The sequence below is a fragment of the Pseudomonas sp. Emmai genome, assembly GCF_055179735.1.
Map to the genome: position 1 here is coordinate 2,947,571 of NZ_CM143685.1, position 17,729 is coordinate 2,965,299.

Sequence of the window (17,729 nt, forward strand, 5' to 3'; positions counted from 1 at the left end):
CGGAGGCTGTGCCTAACTGATTTTTTCCCTTTGATGGAGAGGCGGGCTATGCGGCGTAGAGGGACGCAATACTGGCTCTGGAGCAACAGGCAATTACACGGCCGCATTCACGAAGAGGTCTTGCCGGACGGTACGCAGATTGACGTACAGGCCCGGTTCAATCGTGAGCAGGTGACCCAGGTGTTCGTCGGGGTGTATGCCGCCGATGGCGCGCCGATTGCTGAGGAGTTTTACGACCGCGAGGGCCATCCAACGCTGGTGAAAGCGCTGGAATGGGGCTGCGCCTGCGCCCAGACGATTCTCAACACGGTGACGGCATTCCGTGCGCCCCATCGCATTCAACTGACGCTGGGGGTGGTGCTGGACGATCCTTGCGCCCTGGCCCTGCGCCACATGGAGATGTCTGACGATGAAGCCCTGCGGCTCAAGCGTCAGGATGCCTGGGACGAGTACCTCAAAGCCAAGCAAGCGGTGCTGGACATGATGCGCGCCGACAAGGTTGACAGCGAAGTCTGGGAAAGCCAGAAACGCCGCCTGCGCGAGGCCATCGATCGCCGAGCGGCGCTGCGCCACACCTGGCCCTGTGACTGACGCTCACGGCATCGCCTGGACCTGGCGGGTGAGGCAGGCCAGCAGGCACGACGGGTCGAGCACTTCGTCATTCACGTAGATGCCGCGCTCCGGGTCGTAGGAACGGATAAACACCCGCACATTGGCATCCGCCACAGTGGGCAATCGGGAATCGTAGAACACATGCTCGCTGGCGATGGGGATGAAGTCCTGGGGCGCGGTCGGGATGTACGCGCGTGGCGGCACCGTGTTCAACGTCGGCGGCGCTGGATGCGCGAAGGGCTGATTGGGTCCGTAGTAGATCATTTCACTGCTGGAGCTGTCGGTTTGCAGGGGGCTGTCGTCGGCGAATGCAGCGCTGGCAACAGTCAGGACAGCTAAGAAGAACAGCGTGTGTTTCATGGCGGCACCTGTGCAATCGGTTATCCCGCATTTCCCCAAGGCCTTTAACTATAGCTGCCGTAGGGCCACGCGTTCGCGACGGTCCGATTACAACATCGCAACAAAGCCCCGATGTGGTTTTTCCAGACGCTGATCTAGACTCGTGCCGGTCAATAAAAACGAGCTCTGGAGTGCGCAATGGACATGCCGACCAAACAACAAGCCGTCGCCAGTAACCGCGAGGCCTGGAATGATTCCGCCAGTCATCACAAGGACGGCCCCGAATGGCAGGGCGTGCTCAATGCCGTGAGCCAGGCTGATTTTTGCTGCATCGATGACACCCTGCGCGGTGTGCTGGAACAGGTGGGCGTCGAGGGCCAGGACGTGGTGCAACTGGGCTGCAATAACGGTCGCGAAAGTCTTTCACTGTTTGCCCTGGGCGCGCGGCGGGTAGTGGGGGTGGATCAGTCCGCCGCGTTTCTTGAGCAGGCCCGGGAACTGGGGGCCCGGTCGCCCCATGAGGCCGAGTTCATCGAAGCCGACATCCATCATCTACCGACAGCGCTTGAGGGGCGTTTCGATGTGGCGCTGATCACCATCGGTGTCTTGAACTGGATGCCGGACATCGCCGAGTTCTTCCGCCACGCCGCGCAAGTCCTCAAACCGGGTGGGGCACTGGTGATCTACGAAACCCACCCGTTCCTGGAAATGCTCGACCCCGAAGCCGCCGACCCGTATCGCCTGGACAGCTCGTACTTTCGCAGCGAGCCGTTCGTGCAGCACCAGCCGATCGTCTATGAAGGCAAAGTCGAACAACCGGCGGCCGCGTCCTACTGGTTCGTCCACACCCTGAGCGCCATCTTCACCGCCGCTCTCGACGCCGGGTTGCAGATCAGCCACTTCAAGGAATACCCGCATTCCAACCGCGAAGAGGCGTATGACCGGTATGAACTGCAGGTGGCGCAGTTGCCGTTGTGTTTTACGTGGGTGGCGGTGAAGCGCTGATTGCCTAAACCGAGTTTGCAGCGTACCCAATCCCCCGTAGGAGCAAGGCTTGCCCGCGAAGGCAATCCCGAGGACGCCATCGCGGGCAAGCCTTGCTCCTACATTGCTCACGATCGTTCCCACGCTCTGCGTGGGAGCGTCCCGGGCTGCATTCCCACGCGGAGCGTCACTAGTGTCCGGTAAACACGTTTCATAGCTGAAGGCTGCCTTGGGCAGCCTTCAGCTTTTCTCGCTCCTGCCTTCGTCTATCTCTTAACTCTGGGACAGCGGGCCGCTCATGCAGGACATGGGCTATGCGAACTGTGAACTCGAACAGTGAACCGGTAAATCCCGAGCGCCGATGGAAAATTTGCAGTAGCAAGTAACTGATCAAGGCGCTGTAAATTTGCAGGCGCACTGCGTTTTCAGAAAAGGCATAGAAACGTTTGAGTTTCAGATGTTGTTTGATCCACTTGAAAAACAGCTCGATCTTCCAGCGATCTTTGTACAGGGCGGCGATTTCCTCCGCTGTTCTGGTGAAGTCGTTGGTCACCAGCGTTAACGGTGTGGCATGGCTCTTGCGCTCAACCACGACGCGTCTTAGCGGTGTATCGCGGTAGTCATTCAGACGTTTTCCGGCCAAGCGTTTTTTGCCAAATTGGACGACTTCGTCGGTCATGACCGAGCTTTGCTCGGTTGCGGGCGAGTGCTCGCGCAGCACTTTGGTATTGGCGTTTTTCTTCAAACGAGTGACGAAAAAAGCCCCCTTGGTTTGCAACTGGTGCCACCAGTTGTAATCGCAGTAACCCTTGTCGAACACATACGTCATACCGGCCTCGATCGGCATTTTTAATGCGTCGCTCACGTCGTTGACGTTGGCCGGCGTGATGTTGACGTACACCGGGGCCAGTTGCGCCAAATCCAACCCCACATGCACTTTGAGGCCCTGGGTAATTTGGGTTTTCGTCGCCGCCGTCCAATCATCGAAGTGAGGACCGCGCAGGGTGATTGAAGTCGAATCAATCAGACTGACCATGGCACCGACTTCTTTACGCTGCTGGCGGCTGATGCCGCGCAACAACAACTCGCAAAGATCCTGGAATGGCCGGTAGTCGCGCTTGTTCAAAGCGTCTGACAGGGTCGAACGAGCGATGGGGCCGGCTTTGAGATGGTAGCTGTGCGGGCCTAGAGTTTCGGAGAAGGTCGCCAAGGACCGCAGGCTCAAGGCTTGGGTTACATGGCCGCTGATTAGCGTTACCAGCAATTGCCAGGACGTGCAGCGTTTGACGTAGCGATCAGCCTGGTGCCTTTCGGCAGATTGCCGGAAGAACTGACGCGGAATTGCACTGAGTAACTGGGCTAAACGGGTACTGGTGAACATGAGTGGTCAAAATCGAGTCTGAAAACTCCGATTATGACTGACAGCCGCCAACAGCAGGGGGAGCACGCTCCCCCTTCGTTTTTTACCGGACACTAGTGACGCGGAGCGTGGGAACGATCAGCCAATACGCGCCGCTAACCCCTGTAGGAGCAAAGCTTGCCCGCGAAGGCAATCCCGAGGACGCCATCGCGGGCAAGCCTTGCTCCTACATTGGTCACGATCGTTCCCATGCTCTGCGTGGGAACGCCTCAAGGGACGCTCCGCGTTCCAGCTCTGGAAAGGGACGCGGAGCGTCCCGGGCTGCATTCCCACGCGGAGCGTGGGAACGATCAGCCAATACGCGCCGCCAACCCCTGTAGGAGCAAAGCTTGCTCGCGAAGGCAATCCCGAGGACGCCATCGCGGGCAAGCCTTGCTCCTGCAAGGGGCCAGGCACAGGTTGAGTGTTAAAACTGGCTGATGGTGTTCAGGCCCCAGCCGGCGCCCCTGCCACCACTGGCCGGCCCGGTTTGCGCAGTGGGTCGAGGCGCGAGCCGGTATAGCGGGTTTCGCGGTAGAGGCGCCAGCGGCCGCCGAACAGGCCATACACGTGGGTCACGCGGCCCTGTTCGTGGTAGCCCATGCGGATGTGCAGTTTCAGCGCCGGGATGTTGTGGGTTTCGCAGACGTCCACCACTTTGTTGCAACCCTGGGCGGCCATGGTTTCCCAGAGGGCGACTTGAACATCCACCGACAGGCTGGTGCCGAAATAGGCCCGGGTCATTTCACCGCCGAATTCGAAGAACTCACCCGGCTTGACCGGGAACCAGCAACCGTAATAGTGCCGGTCGTGGTAGTCGCGGGTGCTGCCCCAGATGAACGCGACCGCGTGGCCTTCCTCGTCCAGGTACATGTGCCCGGTGTGACCTTCGGCGGCGAGTTCGGCCATGGTCCCGACGCGGTCACCAAAGTGCTTGGTGAACGCGATGGCGTTGTCCGGGGTGATGGTCACTTGGCGCAAGCCGACATAGGGCCGCAACTTGTGCGGCGGCACCGGACTGACCAGGTCACGCTCCATCCACAACAGCTCCCAGTGAAAGTACACGTAGCGCTTCCAGAAGGCTTTGAACAGGTTGCCCAGACCTTTTTGCCTGATGCGTTCGCGCAGCTTGTCGATGACGTTCATAAAGCCCTCCATGGCCAAGGCCAAGGTGATGTGGGGGATGCTTTCGATGGGTATAGATCAACGCTGTAACTTCATGTCAAAGCGCCAGCTTTGAATATGTTGCAACTTGTGTAACTCATTCGAGTGCAGCTGTGCCGCCCGGCAAATCCCTGCTCACAACGGCGTAGGACACCCGCTCGACACCCGTAAGGCGCCGCTCTAGCACTTGGGTTAGTGACTCGCCGGGGTTCAGGTATGCATCGCCAAAATCCGCCCCGAGCTGGTTGGGATGAGCGACGATTTCCAGCAAGCCGTCGGTCGGCACGGGGGCGTTTCGAAGGTCCACGGGCGTGCAGACATAGTCCGCCGTCGCGCCGGCCAGGTTCTGCAAGCGCCGATTGAGCAACCCCTTGAACACGCGCTTGGGCAGGCTCAGGTTTTGCCCCAGATTCCGTGCCAGGCGCACAGCCACCCCTTGTCGTGCGGCAAAGCGCGCGACGATCTCGCCGATGGGCCAGATGTTGTGCACGTGCTGGTGAGAGTCGATATGACTGGGCCGTACGTCGTGATCCACGCAGTGTTGCCATTGCGCCTGGAGCTCGTCCATCACCGCTTCCCGGTCCAGGCGATGGAGCCAAAGGGTGTGGCGGGGCAGGTTGAGGTCAAACTCGCCCTGGCTGTCGCAGAACGTCGAGCGTTCGAGAATGCCCTGGCTCAGCGGCCGGCCATAGGTGAGGTTGAAGTGCAGGCCGATGCGTCCCTTGAGCAGCGGATGCTGGGCCATCAGGCACGCGGCTTCAAATGCCGGCATGTTGGCCATGGCCGTGGCGGAGCTGATGACCCCGGCCTGGAAGGCGCCGAGGATCACTGCGTTTTCGCACGGGCTGAGACCGAAATCGTCAGCGTTGACTATGACTTGGTGCGGCATGTTCGCCCTCCGTGGTTTTTTTAATGGGCGCCGGGCTTTTGGGCTCCGGTGCGGGCGCCGATATAACTGCCGCCGCCCGTTTCGCCCGCCAAGTTTGCAACGCCGGTTTGAGCCGTTGCCAAACACGCAACGCCAGCCCCAACACGAGGCCGCTGGGACGCCAGGAATAGAAGCTCCAGCGCCAGTGCTCCAGTTGCCCGGTCATGCGTTCGTGGAGTTGATGACTGGAGTTTTCCAGGCTGACCCGCGAGGCATCGATCCAGCGCCAGTTGTCGTCCAGGCCCCAGCGAATCCACTCTTCGAGCAGGACCCGGCCGCTGCCCAGGTCGGCGTATTGCGGCAGGAACGCCAGGTTGTAATCGTACAGCCGGCCCTGTTCCAGCAAGCCCAGGCGATAGCTGATGCAGCGCCCGTCCAGTTCCAGCACCACCACTCGCACCAGGCCACGAGCGGCGAGGGCGGTGAAGGCGCGATCCATCCATTGTCGATGGCGTTCGTCGGCGAAAATGCCGACGCCTTCATCGCCTTTCCAGCTCACCGCTTCGACTTCGCTGATGGCTTGCAGCAGCGGGCCCATGGTCGCGGCGTCCGGGGTGATGCGTCGCACCTGGGCACCACACGCGGCGATGCGTTTGCGCGCGCGGCGCAGTTTGTAGCGCGGATCGCCCGAGACTTCCTGGCGATCCGCTTCGCTGATCAGGTGCACCGGCACCTTGCAACTGAGGCGCCGTTCACCGGTAGAACAGTGAGCCATCCACACCGTCAGGGCACTTTCTTCGCCCGTGGGTTCGGACAGCTCGTTGAGTTGCAGTAACGCGTGGGGCAAACGACGGCGAATCACGATCAATGCCTTGCGGATGCTCTCGGCATCCAGGCAAGCGAGGAGCGCCAGACGATCGGTCAGCGGGTAGCCGAGGTGATGCAACACCCGGAACGGTAATCTGCCAAACCGTTCGCGAGTCGCCACCAACGGCAGGCACAGCGCCAGTTCATCACCCCGCCAGCCGAGCAGCACGTGCAGGCGCTCGCCGTCCTTGAGCGCCTGTTCCGCGGCGCCCAGCCAGGCCAGGGTGTTGAACGGTGTGTGGTCCGTCACTCGCAGGCGCAAGGCTTCATAAGCCACTGCCGGAAAGTCCGGGGCGCACAGCGAAGTGCGCCATTCGAATCGCGTCGCCATCGGGTCAGGTCGCCTCTGCTGTAACAGGGGCCGGCGTCGGTTTGCGCAAGGCATCCAGACGCGAGCCGCTGTATCGGGTTTCACGGTAGAAACGCCAGCGACCAAACAGCTCGTAGACGTTCATGATTCGTCCTTGCTCCTTGTACCCCATGCGAATGTGCAGCTTGAGCGCCGGAATATTGTGGAATTCACAGACATCCACCACTTTGTTGCAGCCTTGCGCGGCCATGGCTTTCCACAGGTTCAGTTGAAAATCGACTGACAGCGTGGTGCCCCAGTAGGCGCGAATCTGCTCGCCGCCGAATTCAAAGAACTCGCCGGGCTTGACCGGAAACCAGCAGCCGTAATAGTGACGGTCGTGGTAATTGCCCTTGCTGCCCCAGATGAAAGCCACGGCATCGCCGTCGTCATTGAGGTACATGTGCCCGGTATGCCCTTCGTTCGCCAGTTCGGCCATGGTGCCGACGCGATCGCCGAAGTGTTTGCCGAAAGCCACGGCGTTCTGCGCGGTGATGGTTTCCAGGCGCAGCGGCTTGTAGGGCCGCAGCTTGTGCGGTGGGATCGGGGTGACCAGGTCGCGCTCCATCCATAGCAGTTCCTGGTGCGAAAAAAAGTAGTGCTTCCATATTTTGCCGAGCGTGGCCCGCAGGCCTTTTTGCTTAATGTGCTCGCTGACTTTATTGAAAATACTCATGACATGAACTCCTGACGGGATGGGCCGTAGTTGGAGAACTGCTACGCGCGGCGACATGCCTGCGCGGTCATGCATTCGTGGGGCGGTCATGGGGCGATCCAGCTTAGAGCGAACAGGGTTTCCCCTGGCAGATCGAAGCTGACGTGACCGTCCTGGCAGTGGAAGGGCGCGTCGCGGGCGCGGTTGTCAGCGCCGAAGTAGCGCAAAGCGCCGTTACCCAAGGGGCAAGTCGCCCCGGTCAAATCCATCCGTTGCAGGCGCGTGCCTTTGTTGACCCCCAGCAGGCCGCGTTGCTCGTCGCTGGCCATGGCCAGCACGTCGACCTCGAACGCATCGTTCTCCAGGAGCATCACATCGCGAAGCCAATGCTGCTGGATGAACTGCTGGGCCATGCCCACCGGTTTCAGCTCGAAATGATCGTCATCCAGGACTTTGAACATGCCCTTGGGGTAGTTCGGTTCATCGTTGGCCTGGAACCAGTTGAGCATTTCCAGCAAACCGTCCTGGGACGAGTTGATCACCACCGAGGCCCACCACAGCGAGGCGAAGTGGGTTTCCTGATCGTAAGGGCTCAGGCTCGAACCGCTGGACATGTTGGTCTGGTCGAGCAGCAGCGCTTTACGCGGCCGACCCTGGGCGTCCAGCCCGACAAGGTCGGCGGCGCGCCGTACGCTGTCGCGGTAGACCCGAGTCGCCAGCAGATCGCGAATCATCCATTCGTGCCACGCCAGTGCATCGATCTGATCGCCGGATTCGGCCAGTAGACGCCGTGCCCAATCGATGCCGCGCTTGTCCGCCGCGTTGTCGGCGAAGGGGCCGTTGACCAGCCGTGAACTGGCAGGCATGGCGATGCGGATGCCGGCCTTGGCGTTGTCCGGGTTGCTGCGCACTTGCCGGGCCATGCTGTTGAAGATGCTTTGGTAGTTGGCGTAATCGGGGTAGTTGAGGTTCGGCTCGTCGGCGAACCCGATGTAGTGCGTGCCTTTGCTGCCCAGGGCGCGAGTGCTGGCGAGCCAGGCGTCGAGGCCGCCATTGCTCGTGGTGTCGGCGCGCAGATCGGCCTGACGTTGGCTGCCGGCCAGCAAGGTGATGTCCTGGGTGATGCCGAAACGGTCCTGATACAGCTGACGGAACGCGTCTTCGTAGTGCGGCTTTTTTGCCAGGATGTCGACCAAACTGTAGTAACTGGCCGCCTGCGGTTTGAGCGCATCGAGCACCGCAAAACTCGAAGGCGGCGGCAGCACGTAGGGCAGGGCGATGCCCAGGTTCGGGGTCGGGCCGAGCACTTCTTTGTGCAGCGTCAGGCGCGTCTGGCCATCGTCTTCACGCAGCGGTTTGAGTTGCTGCGGCGTCTGCGCGAACAGGTTGGCAGTGCCGTCGAGCCAGAACGCCGCTTTGCCGCCGCCCCGCAAGCGCAGGCGCCAGACTTGTTCGCGGTCGCTGACCGGCAGTGCGACTTGATCGAACTGCCAATAGGCGCGATAGGGTTTGAGGGCCAATACCCGTTGTTGATTGTCGCCCACCCGCGTGGCTTGCAGGGCACTGACGCCGCCCTGGAACTTGCCGGCCAGCACCGCGTGTTCGCCCGCTGCCACCTTGAAAAACAGTTCGTCGTCGTCACGGGTTTCGGCACTGAAATGCACCTTGGCCGGGGAGAACAGTGCCACGGTGCGTTCGTCGTGTTCGATCTTGTAGCGGCGGAAGCTGTAGCCCGGAATTTCCAGTCGATAACTGGCGGCGCCCGGCGCCAATGGCCAGCTCTGGGTGCCCCGGGTTTCACTGGCGGCAATCAGGCGTTCGCCCGACAACTTGCCTTGGCCGTCCACCAGATAGATCTGTTCTTCATTGGCATCCGCCTGCCACGCCGGGGTCCAGCGCACGGTCACGGTGTCGGGACGATCCGTTTGCAGGTACAGGCTGCCGTCGCGAATGTCGGCCCAACGCATCGGCGCCGCCTGAGCTTCGTGCACAAGGCCCAATCCCAACAGCAGCGCCAGGCGTTTCATGCCGACTTCCTCTGCAGCATCAGTAGCATCGGCGCGATGTCGCTGGGCAGGATGATCAGGGTTTGCCACACCGGTACGCCGCTCAACCGGCAATACAACACCAGCAGCGCGAGGGTCACCGCGAGGTAGGCGATGGACGAGGCCGCCGCCGCGCCGACGATGCCGTAAGTCGGGATCAGCAACAGGTTCAGCGCCAGGTTGAGCAAGGCACTCATGCCCATCAGCAGTGAAATCGTGCCGGGGCGATTTTTGCCCAGCAGGTCTAGACGCAGGATGCTTGCGTAGCACAGGCCAAACAGCCCGGGCAGCAACGCGAGCAAGGCTGGATAAGCCGGCTGATAGGCTGCGCCAAACAGCGTAACGATCAACCATTCGCCGATCACCGCCATGGTCAGGCACGCGCCGAGCATCACCGTGGCGGTCAGGCGCAGGGCCAGCGGCGTGAGTTTTTCGATGCCTTCTTCCTGTTGCAGCAGGCGTTTCATCAGGGGCGTGGTCACCGCCTCCGGGACGATCAGCAACAACTCGGCGGCCGCACTGGCCATGGCGTAATGTCCCAGCGCGGTGCTGCCGAGCAGGGCGCCGATAAACAGGTAATCGGAACGCAGGATCACTTGCTGGAACAACAAATCAGGATGGCTGCGGGCGCTGTAGCGCAGCAGTTCATTTTGACTGGCGCGGTCCCATTGCAGGGTCAGCGGCTGATTGCGCTTGAGCCAGACCCAACCCGCCAATACCACCAGGCTGATGCCCGCCAGCCAACTGATCAGCGCCGCTTCGAGGGCGGCGGTTTTCCACATCCAGAACAGCGCGAGAAACAGCAACAGCGGCGCCAGGGATTCCACCAGCCGCAAGGCATTGAACGCCACCACGCCGCCCGAGGCGTTGTGCAAGGTCAGCAAGCCACTTTTGAGTACGGTCAGCGGCACCGCCAGCAACAGCAGCCAGGCGAGCAAACCGAGTTGCGTGGTGATGTCCAGTTCGCTGCCGAATTCCCGGGTCAGCGTCACCACCACCAAGGTCAGTAGCAGCGCCAGCAAACAGCCGAACACCAACACCTGACTGAGCAGCAAACCCATCGGCCGTTGCTTGGCCGCCTGATAACCCACCGCCGAATTCAAGCCGCCGCTGGTGGCGGCACTGATCAAGTCGGGGAGGGTGCTGAGCAGCGCAAACAAGCCGCGTTCGCTCGGCCCGAGAATCCGCGCGAGCAACACGTTGCGCAGCAAACGCAAGCCGATCATCGCCAGTTTGGTGCCCATGCTCAGGGCCAGGTGCTTGAGGTAATGGCTGCGGCTCATGGCCGTGCTCCGCGGTAGATGCGCCAGGACAGCAACTCCGGATTACGCGCGGTGCGCTGGCTGACGCCGAAGCGTGGCAAGGCCAAGGGCTCACCACCGCCGCGATAAATCCCGGTGCCGGTGCCGAGGGCGAACGGGAAGTCGTGCTCGGCCACCTGTTGCCGAACCCGTGCATCGTGGTCGCCGTTGGGGTAGCAGTAGACCGGTAGCGGTCGGTTGCAGCCGTTCAACAGCGCATCGCGGCTACGGCTGAGTTCTTCGTGCAAGCGTTGATCGTCGAGGCTGGTGAGGATCGCGTGGCTGGCGCCATGGGGGCCGAAGCGCACCAGCCCGCAGGCTTCCAGCGAGCGCACTTGCTGCCAGTCCAGGGCCTGGGGTTGCGACTCTTCGGGGCATTCATCGGTCAGCCGGCTCAAGTCATCCGGCGCCAGGGTTTTCAGGCTTTGCAGGTAGTGCAGCAAACTCAGGCTGCGGCGCTGCACGTCCACGTCGTCCATCAGCACCGGCAGCGGGCGACCGACTTGTTGCAGGCATTCGATCAAGTGCATCCGTGGTTGCTCGCCGTGGCTGCCCCACAGGGTTTCGCCGAGGCTTTCCCACCAGAAGCGCTGGCGGCTGCCGATGAAATCGGTGGAGAGAAAAATGCTCGCCGGCACTTGGTACTTTTGCAGCAGCGGGAAGGCATTCACTGCGTTGTCTCGCCAGCCGTCGTCGAAGGTGAGGGTGACTTTCGGCCGTTCCGAGCGCTGAGTGCCGGGGTGCAGGATGTCCATCAGCGGCACGCAGTCGAAGTGTTTTTTCAGCCAGACCAGCAAGTGCTCGAACGCCTTGGGTCCGACGCACAGTTCATTGCGATGGGGCAGCTCGGCGGCGCGGTCATTGGCCAGCACCCGGTGCAACATCAGGATCACCCCGGCGCCGTGCAGCTGATTGCGCCCCACGGGGGAGTTGAGGTAGAGCCAGCCACTGGTGCGTTTTAATAATTGTTTGATCGCCATGGCACGCGCCTCTCATCGATTTTGCTCGGGGTTCCACTGGCTGTACCGCTGGCCACGCAGGAACTGCCACAGACCGATACTCATCCCGGCAAGGGTCACCAGAAGGAACGCGGCGAGGCGAAAGGGTTTGGGCAAGCGGTGTTGCACATCCAGCAGACCGGCTATGGCCACCGCGTAACCGAGCAGTTGCGCCACCAGGCACATTTGATAGAAGCCGTGGTCGTTCCACAGCCAGAAATTGCTCAGGAATAACGGCACCAACAGGATCGGTGCCAGACGCCGGATCAGCTTGTGACTGATCAGCGCCAGCGAATACAACCCATACTTCAGCGGATTGAGCAGCACGCTGCGCTGGGCCAGGCTTTGCAGGCCACCGACGGTGACGCGCTGGCGACGACGGAACTGTTTGTCGGCTTCATCGACGCCGTGGTCGATCACCTGGGCCTCGGGCACATAGACGATGCGTTTGAACGCCACCGGCGCGCAGGTGCTGATAAAGAAATCATCGTTGACCTCCGCCGGCACGTTCTCGAACAACTCGCGGCGCAGGGCGAGCAGGGCGCCATCGGCGGAAACCATACACCCGGTGCGATTTTCCACCCGGCGCAACCAGCCTTCGTAGTGTCGATAGAGGCTGTCGCCAACGCTCAGGCCACCACCGGTGACCGGGATCACCATGTGCCCGGCGCAGGCCCCGACCTTTGGATCGGCCAGGGGCGCGAGCAAGTGGCCGAGGGTGTTGCGGGACCATTGGTTGTCGGCATCGGTGAACACCAGAATGTCGCCGGTGCTCAGCGCCACGCCGGCATTCAAGGTTGCAGCCTTGCCCTGGCGAGGCAGGTCGAGCACGGTAATGCGCGGATCGATGACCTTGTGTGCACAGGCCACGGTGTCATCAGTCGAACCGTCGCTGACCAGGATGATTTCCAGCATCGCCGGCTGATAATCCTGGGCGAGCAAGGTGCGCAACTTGTGTTCGATGTGTCGCGCCTCGTTGTGTGCAGCGATCACAATGCTGACGTTCAGCGGTGGCGCCGTATCGTGGCGCCGCGCCGCAAACAACGGCGCCAGCAGCGTCAGCAACAGCGGATAGCCAACGTAGGCGTAAACCGGCAGCAACAGGCACAACCAGAAAATGAATTCAGCCACGGGCGGGTCTCCTGGCATTCCAATGACACAGGCTGAGGATGAACGCGGCGCCGGCCAGGTGCAGGCGCACCCAATGCAGGCCCCAGAGTTGCAGGGTGAGGCGGATGTCACGGTGCTTGAAGCTTTGGCGCAGGCTCAGGACCAGACCGGGCAGCGAGGTGATTGCCACCATGATCGCCGCATGGTGCGGGAAGCCATTGAACAGTGCGGAGATCGCCATGAAATCCAGCAGCCACACCGCCAGCGACAGCAGCGGAAAGCGCAGCAGACGCAGGCTGAACCCGTGGGTGCGCAGCAGTTGCAAATGACTGCCCTGGCGCCACATTTCCTTGCCCATCCACTCGCGCCAACGGGTCTCGTAGCCCCAATGCAACGCGACACTTTGATTGACCGCCAGCAAACGCGCGCCGGCCTCCTTGAGGCGCATGGTCAGGTCTTTGTCTTCGCCGGTGCGCAGGTTTTCGTCGAAGCCGCCGACCTGATCGAACCAGGTGCGCCGCATCAGCAGATTGGCCGTGGGCAGCCACTGCATCGAGTGCAGGGTCTGGCTGGTGGGGCGCAGGGTGCGACGCTGCCAGGCATCGGCGTACCACGGCGCTTGGGCCGGGGTGTGCAAGTCCAGGCCGAAGACATCGGCCTGGGCGCCGGATTCGAGTTCGAACAGCAGATTCAACCAGTCTTCGGGCATCTCGATGTCAGCATCGATAAAGGCCAGCCATTTCCCGGTAGCCACCGCCGCACCGCGATTGCGCAGGGCTCCGATCAGCAAGCCAGGAAGGACCAGCACCTGGGCGCCGAACTGTCGGGCTATCTGCGGGCCGTGATCTTCAGAGCCGTTATCGACCACGATCAACTCGCATTCCACACCGGCGGCATCCGCCGCTTTTTGCACGCTGAGCAGCGTTCGGCCGATATGCCGGGCCTCGTTGAACATCGGGACCACAATGCTGATTCGGTTCATGCCTTGGCCTCCGTCAATGGCGCTTGTTCGGCTTTGAGGCGTAGCACGCTGGTCAGCGCGAGCATGATCCACACGTACTTTTGGTTGGGTGCGCTGAGGAACATCAGGAACAGCGTCAGCGACAGGAAACTCATGCCCAGGTGGGTCATGAAATCGGCCTCCGGCCAGTTGCGCCGCAGCATCCAGGCGCGGCGGGCGCGAATCAGGTTGTATACGCCCAGCGCCATCATGCCGACGAACAACAGGCCGGCGGGAATCCCCAGTTCGCTGAAGATTTCCAGGTAGGTGTTGTGGGCGCGGCGATAGAGGTCGCCGACTTTGCGGTTGGCCGAAAAGGCCTTGGCGTAACCGGTGGTGGCGTAGTGCAGCGGAAAGGTCCCGGGGCCGCTGCCCAGCAGCGGGTTCTCGCGGATCATCTGGCCGCCGACGACGATGTAGGAGGCGCGACGGCCGAGGGATTCGTCCTGGCTCTTGGCGCCCGCGCTCAGAATGCTCAAGGACTGAATCCGGGCGACATAACCAGGGGGCATCGCGTAGAGCGCCAGCGGAATCGCGATCGCCAGGCCGAGCATGGCAAACCCTAAATGCCGTGGCCGGATGCGCGTCAATTCTGCGCGATAGTGCCAGGCACCGATCATCAGGCTGAGGAACAGCACCACCAGCCCGGAACGGGATTCGGTCTTGGTCATGCCGCCCAACAACGCCAGGCAGCACACGCCCCAGAACATGCGGTGCAACAGGTTCGGGCTGCGGATCACCAGCAACAGGCCCATGGGGACCGCGAAGGCGATCAACATGGCAAAGGCGTTCGCGTCTTCCAGCAGGCCGGAGGCGCGGCCCTGGTCTTGATACTTGGTGGAAAACATCGTCAACAGACACGTGATCGTGACGCTGAGGGTGATCAGTTTGGTGAACATGTCCAGATTCAGTTCGCGACCGACCAGCAAGGTGATCACAAACAGAATCAGGCCGACGCTCAGTTCCCGCAGGTGACCCATCGACATGCCCATGTCATCGGTATTGAGCGTGCTCAGCAGGTACAACACCATGAACCAGATCAGGAAACGCCAGATGTTGCTGCGCAGGCGTTCGGACGGAATCTGGTGCAGGGCCAGTTGCAACATCAGGATCAACGCCAGCGAGGCGCCGACGAATTTGGTCCCCGACAGCGCGCTGTCCTTGAAGAAGCCCTCGAACGGCACCAGCGCGACGATGCCCAGCAAACCCCAGCCGGGCTTGCGATAGAGCACCGCCACACCCACCAGGCCGAGCACGGCGCCGGGGGCCAGGAACGGATAAGGGCTGGCCAGCAAACCGAGGCAGACCAGGCCGAGCAGACTGATGATCGAGAGCGGAAAGATCACGCGCGTGCCTCCCGTGCAGTACGGATATAAAGCTGCGACCAGCGTTCGGCGAGGGCCTTGAGGTCGTAGCGATCCAGTTGTGTACGTTTTGCGTTGCTACTCAATTCGCCGGCCAGTTTCGGTTCCGCCAGCAAGGTGCCGATCTGCCGGGCGAGGGCGGCGCTGTCGGTCGGCGTGGCGAGCAAGCCGTTGTGCCGGTCTTCCAGGACATCGGGAATACCGCCGACGCCAAAGGCCGCCACCGGCACACCGGCCTGCATGGCTTCGAGCAAAATCATCGGCGTGCCTTCGGTGCGCGAGCTGATCACCAGCGCATCGAGGCGGCGCCACCACACCGACATGTCGGTCTGATAACCCGGCAGGGTGATGCGGTCCTGCAAACCCGCATCGCTGATCCGTGCCAGCAGGGTGTCCCGTTCCGGGCCGTCGCCGAGCATCACGGCGTCCAGTCGCGGGTGCTGCTGACACAGCGGAATCAGCGCATCGAGAAACAGGTCCGGGCCTTTTTCACTGCTCAGCCGCCCGACGTAACCGGCCAGCCAGCGCTGGCGATTGACGCGGTGCGGCAACAAGCCCTTGGTGGCCGGCAAGCCATTGGGGATCACTTGCAATTTCTCCGCCCGGACACTGGCCTGACGGCACAGGGTCGCGATGCTTTCGGCGACGCAGACCACGCGATTGACCGAGGCAGTGCGGCACAGTTGCAGGCTCAGCCAGGTGTAGAACTTCTGCTTGCGACTGCGCGGCGTGAAGCCGTGCTGGGTAATCACCAGCGGCAAACGCAACAGCGTCGCGCCGACCCAGCCGAACAGCAGACCCTTGAAGTTGTGCGTATTGATCAGCGGCTGTTCCGCCCGACGCTGACGCAAATGCCCAAGCAACGCCCCCAGCCCCGTGCAGCCCTGGCAATCCACCCCGGCTTCGCGGAAGCGTTCGATCAGGTCTGGCGGCGCATCGAGAAACAGCACCTGGTGCTGTCCCGGCGTCGCCAGGCAGTGATCCAACAGCATCCGCTCAGCTCCATAGAAGCCGCCGCTGCTGAGCAAATGAATGATCGGCAGGGCGCTGGAGGGAGTGAGCGGCGCGTTCAATTGCGCACCCAATGCACGAAGCTCGGCACGGTCCAGTTCTTGTGCGGATTGTTTGGCAGCGTGTTCTGGTCGTTGATCACCAGCAGTACCGGCAGGCCCAGTTCGTGGGTGATTTGCGCCGGATGCTTGAAGCGGTGATCGAAGAACTCACGCACGTAGACCAGGGCAATCGCCAGCAACAGACCGGTAAACAAGCCGAACGGAATGATCAGGAACGGCTTGGGAAACGCAGCTGTCGTCGGTTCATACGGTGGGCTGAGCACCCGGGCGTTGGACAGGTCGTTGTCCAGCGAACGGACCGAGCTGCTTTCGGCAAAGCGTTGGGCGTAGGTGCCGAACGCCGCATGCAGGGCGTTGATCTCGGTGTCCAGCTGCCGCAGCTTGCTCTGGGTTTCCTGCAACTGATGGATGCGGTTCTTGAACTCGGCGATGCGCGCGGTTTTCTGGTCGATCACCGAGCCGACAATCGCCAAGTCACTGGTGCGCTCCTGAATCCGGTTGCTCACCACTTTCAGGAACTGCTGGCGGGTGCGGGCAATTTGCTCGCGGGTCAGCAACATCGGTTCGCTGCTCGGCTGGAAAATCGCCAGGTCGTTCATATAGCGGCTGACTTGCGTGGTCAGTGCCTCGCCCATCTGTTTGATCTCGCGATCTTCAAAGGCGACGTTGTCCACGGTGGTGGTGAAGGTGTAGGGGAACGTGTAGTCGTTGAGCTTCGACGCACTGGCCGCGGCCAGGCTGGTTTTCAAGTATTCGAGCCAGCGTTGGCTTTGCAGACGGCGGTCCTGGTACAGATTGAGTGCTTGCTCCTCGGTGTTGATGGCGTTGAGGCGGAAGGTGATTTCCTCCTTGGGATCAGACGAGCCGATGGCTTCGAGCAACTTCAGGCGGTTGCCTTCCAGACCGTCGAGACGCACTTCGTATTGCTGCTTCTTGGTTTCATAGAAGCTTTGCGGCAGGTCGATGGATTGCAATTCCTGACGGCTGATCAGGTAGTTTTGCAGCAACGCCGCGACAAACTGGGTGCCCTGGTGCGGATCGCCAAAGCTGTAGGTGATGGAGATCACGTTGGAGCCTGGCAGGGTCTCGACCTTGAGCTTGTCGATGGCCTCCTGGGTCAGCCCGTCCAGTACCGTGTCGCGCACCGGATCGGTCTCCATCCCGAGGGCGGCTTTCGCCGGGTTGATCACGTACTCGCGCAGAGGTGTGGTGACATAGCGTTTGAGCGGCTCGGACACCAGTTTGCTGAGCATGCCGGGGGCGGGGTTGTACTCGCCCTTGTCCCGCAGTTCGCTGATGGTCTGGCGAATCAGGGCCGGCGAACGCAGGATGTTGCTTTCAGTTTCCATGTCCGCCAGTGACGGCGGAATGAAACTGGCGTTTTCCTGATTCAGCGACGTGGTCGCGTCGCCCTGGGAGAGTTTTTTCGACTGGACGATCACTTGCGCGGTGATGTCGAAGCTTTGCTTGAGCACCAGGGGCAAGATCAACGCGATGACTGCAAAGACCAGGAAGACGCGCTTCACCAACTGCTTATTGGCGAAGAAGATCCTGAAGAACTCGTGCAGGTAGTTTTCCTTTGGATTCATGTCTGGTCACCT

General features: G+C 61.5%; 16 protein-coding genes. 2 read left to right on the forward strand and 14 right to left on the reverse strand.

Going from position 1 to position 17,729, the window contains the following annotated elements:
- The first annotated feature begins 48 nt into the window (after nucleotides 1–48).
- Nucleotides 49–591 (forward strand): hypothetical protein, encoded by a 543-nt coding sequence (locus ACY4LX_RS13530; RefSeq protein ID WP_463260188.1) that lies wholly within the window; start codon nucleotides 49–51, stop codon nucleotides 589–591.
- A gap of 3 nt (nucleotides 592–594) precedes the next feature.
- On the opposite strand, the gene ACY4LX_RS13535 is transcribed toward ACY4LX_RS13530, so the two are convergent.
- Nucleotides 595–972, reverse strand: coding sequence for a hypothetical protein (locus tag ACY4LX_RS13535; protein WP_463260189.1), 378 nt, complete (start codon nucleotides 970–972; stop codon nucleotides 595–597).
- A gap of 177 nt (nucleotides 973–1,149) precedes the next feature.
- On the opposite strand from ACY4LX_RS13535, the gene ACY4LX_RS13540 reads away from it, so the two are divergent.
- On the forward strand, nucleotides 1,150–1,956 hold the full coding sequence (locus ACY4LX_RS13540; RefSeq protein WP_463260190.1) for a class I SAM-dependent methyltransferase: 807 nt from the start codon (nucleotides 1,150–1,152) through the stop codon (nucleotides 1,954–1,956).
- A 190-nt stretch (nucleotides 1,957–2,146) separates the two neighbouring features.
- Here ACY4LX_RS13540 and ACY4LX_RS13545 read toward each other — a convergent pair whose 3' ends face one another.
- The 13 genes from ACY4LX_RS13545 to ACY4LX_RS13605 form a co-directional block, all read right to left on the reverse strand.
- On the reverse strand, nucleotides 2,147–3,316 hold the full coding sequence (locus ACY4LX_RS13545; protein ID WP_463257643.1) for an IS4 family transposase: 1,170 nt from the start codon (nucleotides 3,314–3,316) through the stop codon (nucleotides 2,147–2,149).
- Nucleotides 3,317–3,781: 465 nt separating this feature from the next.
- Entirely contained in the window at nucleotides 3,782–4,480 is a 699-nt protein-coding gene (locus ACY4LX_RS13550; RefSeq protein ID WP_463260191.1) for an N-acetyltransferase, read from the reverse strand.
- A gap of 115 nt (nucleotides 4,481–4,595) precedes the next feature.
- Nucleotides 4,596–5,387: a ChbG/HpnK family deacetylase gene (locus ACY4LX_RS13555; protein WP_463260192.1), complete on the reverse strand. Its 792-nt coding sequence runs from the start codon at nucleotides 5,385–5,387 to the stop codon at nucleotides 4,596–4,598.
- Nucleotides 5,359–6,564 (reverse strand): GNAT family N-acetyltransferase, encoded by a 1,206-nt coding sequence (locus ACY4LX_RS13560; protein WP_463260193.1) that lies wholly within the window; start codon nucleotides 6,562–6,564, stop codon nucleotides 5,359–5,361. The genes ACY4LX_RS13555 and ACY4LX_RS13560 overlap by 29 nt, the downstream gene beginning before the upstream one ends.
- A 4-nt stretch (nucleotides 6,565–6,568) precedes the next feature.
- Nucleotides 6,569–7,258 (reverse strand): N-acetyltransferase, encoded by a 690-nt coding sequence (locus tag ACY4LX_RS13565; RefSeq protein ID WP_463260194.1) that lies wholly within the window; start codon nucleotides 7,256–7,258, stop codon nucleotides 6,569–6,571.
- An 86-nt stretch (nucleotides 7,259–7,344) separates the two neighbouring features.
- Nucleotides 7,345–9,264 (reverse strand): hypothetical protein, encoded by a 1,920-nt coding sequence (locus ACY4LX_RS13570; RefSeq protein ID WP_463260195.1) that lies wholly within the window; start codon nucleotides 9,262–9,264, stop codon nucleotides 7,345–7,347.
- Nucleotides 9,261–10,565, reverse strand: a complete 1,305-nt coding sequence (locus tag ACY4LX_RS13575) for a lipopolysaccharide biosynthesis protein (RefSeq protein WP_463260196.1) — start codon at nucleotides 10,563–10,565, stop codon at nucleotides 9,261–9,263. Before ACY4LX_RS13575 ends, ACY4LX_RS13570 begins: the two co-directional genes overlap by 4 nt.
- On the reverse strand, nucleotides 10,562–11,563 hold the full coding sequence (locus tag ACY4LX_RS13580) for a polysaccharide deacetylase family protein (protein ID WP_463260197.1): 1,002 nt from the start codon (nucleotides 11,561–11,563) through the stop codon (nucleotides 10,562–10,564). The genes ACY4LX_RS13575 and ACY4LX_RS13580 overlap by 4 nt, the downstream gene beginning before the upstream one ends.
- A 12-nt stretch (nucleotides 11,564–11,575) precedes the next feature.
- The gene (locus ACY4LX_RS13585; RefSeq protein WP_463260198.1) at nucleotides 11,576–12,712 is read right to left on the reverse strand and encodes a glycosyltransferase; all 1,137 of its coding nucleotides are present in this window, start codon (nucleotides 12,710–12,712) and stop codon (nucleotides 11,576–11,578) included.
- On the reverse strand, nucleotides 12,705–13,673 hold the full coding sequence (locus tag ACY4LX_RS13590) for a glycosyltransferase family 2 protein (protein ID WP_463260199.1): 969 nt from the start codon (nucleotides 13,671–13,673) through the stop codon (nucleotides 12,705–12,707). The genes ACY4LX_RS13585 and ACY4LX_RS13590 overlap by 8 nt, the downstream gene beginning before the upstream one ends.
- Entirely contained in the window at nucleotides 13,670–15,037 is a 1,368-nt protein-coding gene (locus ACY4LX_RS13595; RefSeq protein ID WP_463260200.1) for an O-antigen ligase family protein, read from the reverse strand. The genes ACY4LX_RS13590 and ACY4LX_RS13595 overlap by 4 nt, the downstream gene beginning before the upstream one ends.
- Nucleotides 15,034–16,128 carry a glycosyltransferase family 4 protein gene (locus ACY4LX_RS13600; protein ID WP_463260201.1) on the reverse strand — a complete coding sequence of 365 codons (1,095 nt, stop codon included), beginning with the start codon at nucleotides 16,126–16,128 and terminating at the stop codon, nucleotides 15,034–15,036. The genes ACY4LX_RS13595 and ACY4LX_RS13600 overlap by 4 nt, the downstream gene beginning before the upstream one ends.
- Complete coding sequence (locus ACY4LX_RS13605) at nucleotides 16,125–17,717, reverse strand: GumC family protein (protein ID WP_463260202.1); 1,593 nt, start codon at nucleotides 17,715–17,717, stop codon at nucleotides 16,125–16,127. Before ACY4LX_RS13605 ends, ACY4LX_RS13600 begins: the two co-directional genes overlap by 4 nt.
- Between the last annotated feature and the right edge of the window lie 12 nt (nucleotides 17,718–17,729).

What these genes read in the sequence shown, in the direction of transcription:
- ACY4LX_RS13530 (WP_463260188.1), top strand. Translation starts at nt 49, where the DNA reads ATGCGGCGTAGAGGGACGCAATACTGGCTCTGGAGCAACAGGCAATTA.
- ACY4LX_RS13535 (WP_463260189.1), bottom strand. Translation starts at nt 972, where the DNA reads ATGAAACACACGCTGTTCTTCTTAGCTGTCCTGACTGTTGCCAGCGCT.
- ACY4LX_RS13540 (WP_463260190.1), top strand. Translation starts at nt 1,150, where the DNA reads ATGGACATGCCGACCAAACAACAAGCCGTCGCCAGTAACCGCGAGGCC.
- ACY4LX_RS13545 (WP_463257643.1), bottom strand. Translation starts at nt 3,316, where the DNA reads ATGTTCACCAGTACCCGTTTAGCCCAGTTACTCAGTGCAATTCCGCGT.
- ACY4LX_RS13550 (WP_463260191.1), bottom strand. Translation starts at nt 4,480, where the DNA reads ATGAACGTCATCGACAAGCTGCGCGAACGCATCAGGCAAAAAGGTCTG.
- ACY4LX_RS13555 (WP_463260192.1), bottom strand. Translation starts at nt 5,387, where the DNA reads ATGCCGCACCAAGTCATAGTCAACGCTGACGATTTCGGTCTCAGCCCG.
- ACY4LX_RS13560 (WP_463260193.1), bottom strand. Translation starts at nt 6,564, where the DNA reads ATGGCGACGCGATTCGAATGGCGCACTTCGCTGTGCGCCCCGGACTTT.
- ACY4LX_RS13565 (WP_463260194.1), bottom strand. Translation starts at nt 7,258, where the DNA reads ATGAGTATTTTCAATAAAGTCAGCGAGCACATTAAGCAAAAAGGCCTG.
- ACY4LX_RS13570 (WP_463260195.1), bottom strand. Translation starts at nt 9,264, where the DNA reads ATGAAACGCCTGGCGCTGCTGTTGGGATTGGGCCTTGTGCACGAAGCT.
- ACY4LX_RS13575 (WP_463260196.1), bottom strand. Translation starts at nt 10,565, where the DNA reads ATGAGCCGCAGCCATTACCTCAAGCACCTGGCCCTGAGCATGGGCACC.
- ACY4LX_RS13580 (WP_463260197.1), bottom strand. Translation starts at nt 11,563, where the DNA reads ATGGCGATCAAACAATTATTAAAACGCACCAGTGGCTGGCTCTACCTC.
- ACY4LX_RS13590 (WP_463260199.1), bottom strand. Translation starts at nt 13,673, where the DNA reads ATGAACCGAATCAGCATTGTGGTCCCGATGTTCAACGAGGCCCGGCAT.
- ACY4LX_RS13605 (WP_463260202.1), bottom strand. Translation starts at nt 17,717, where the DNA reads ATGAATCCAAAGGAAAACTACCTGCACGAGTTCTTCAGGATCTTCTTC.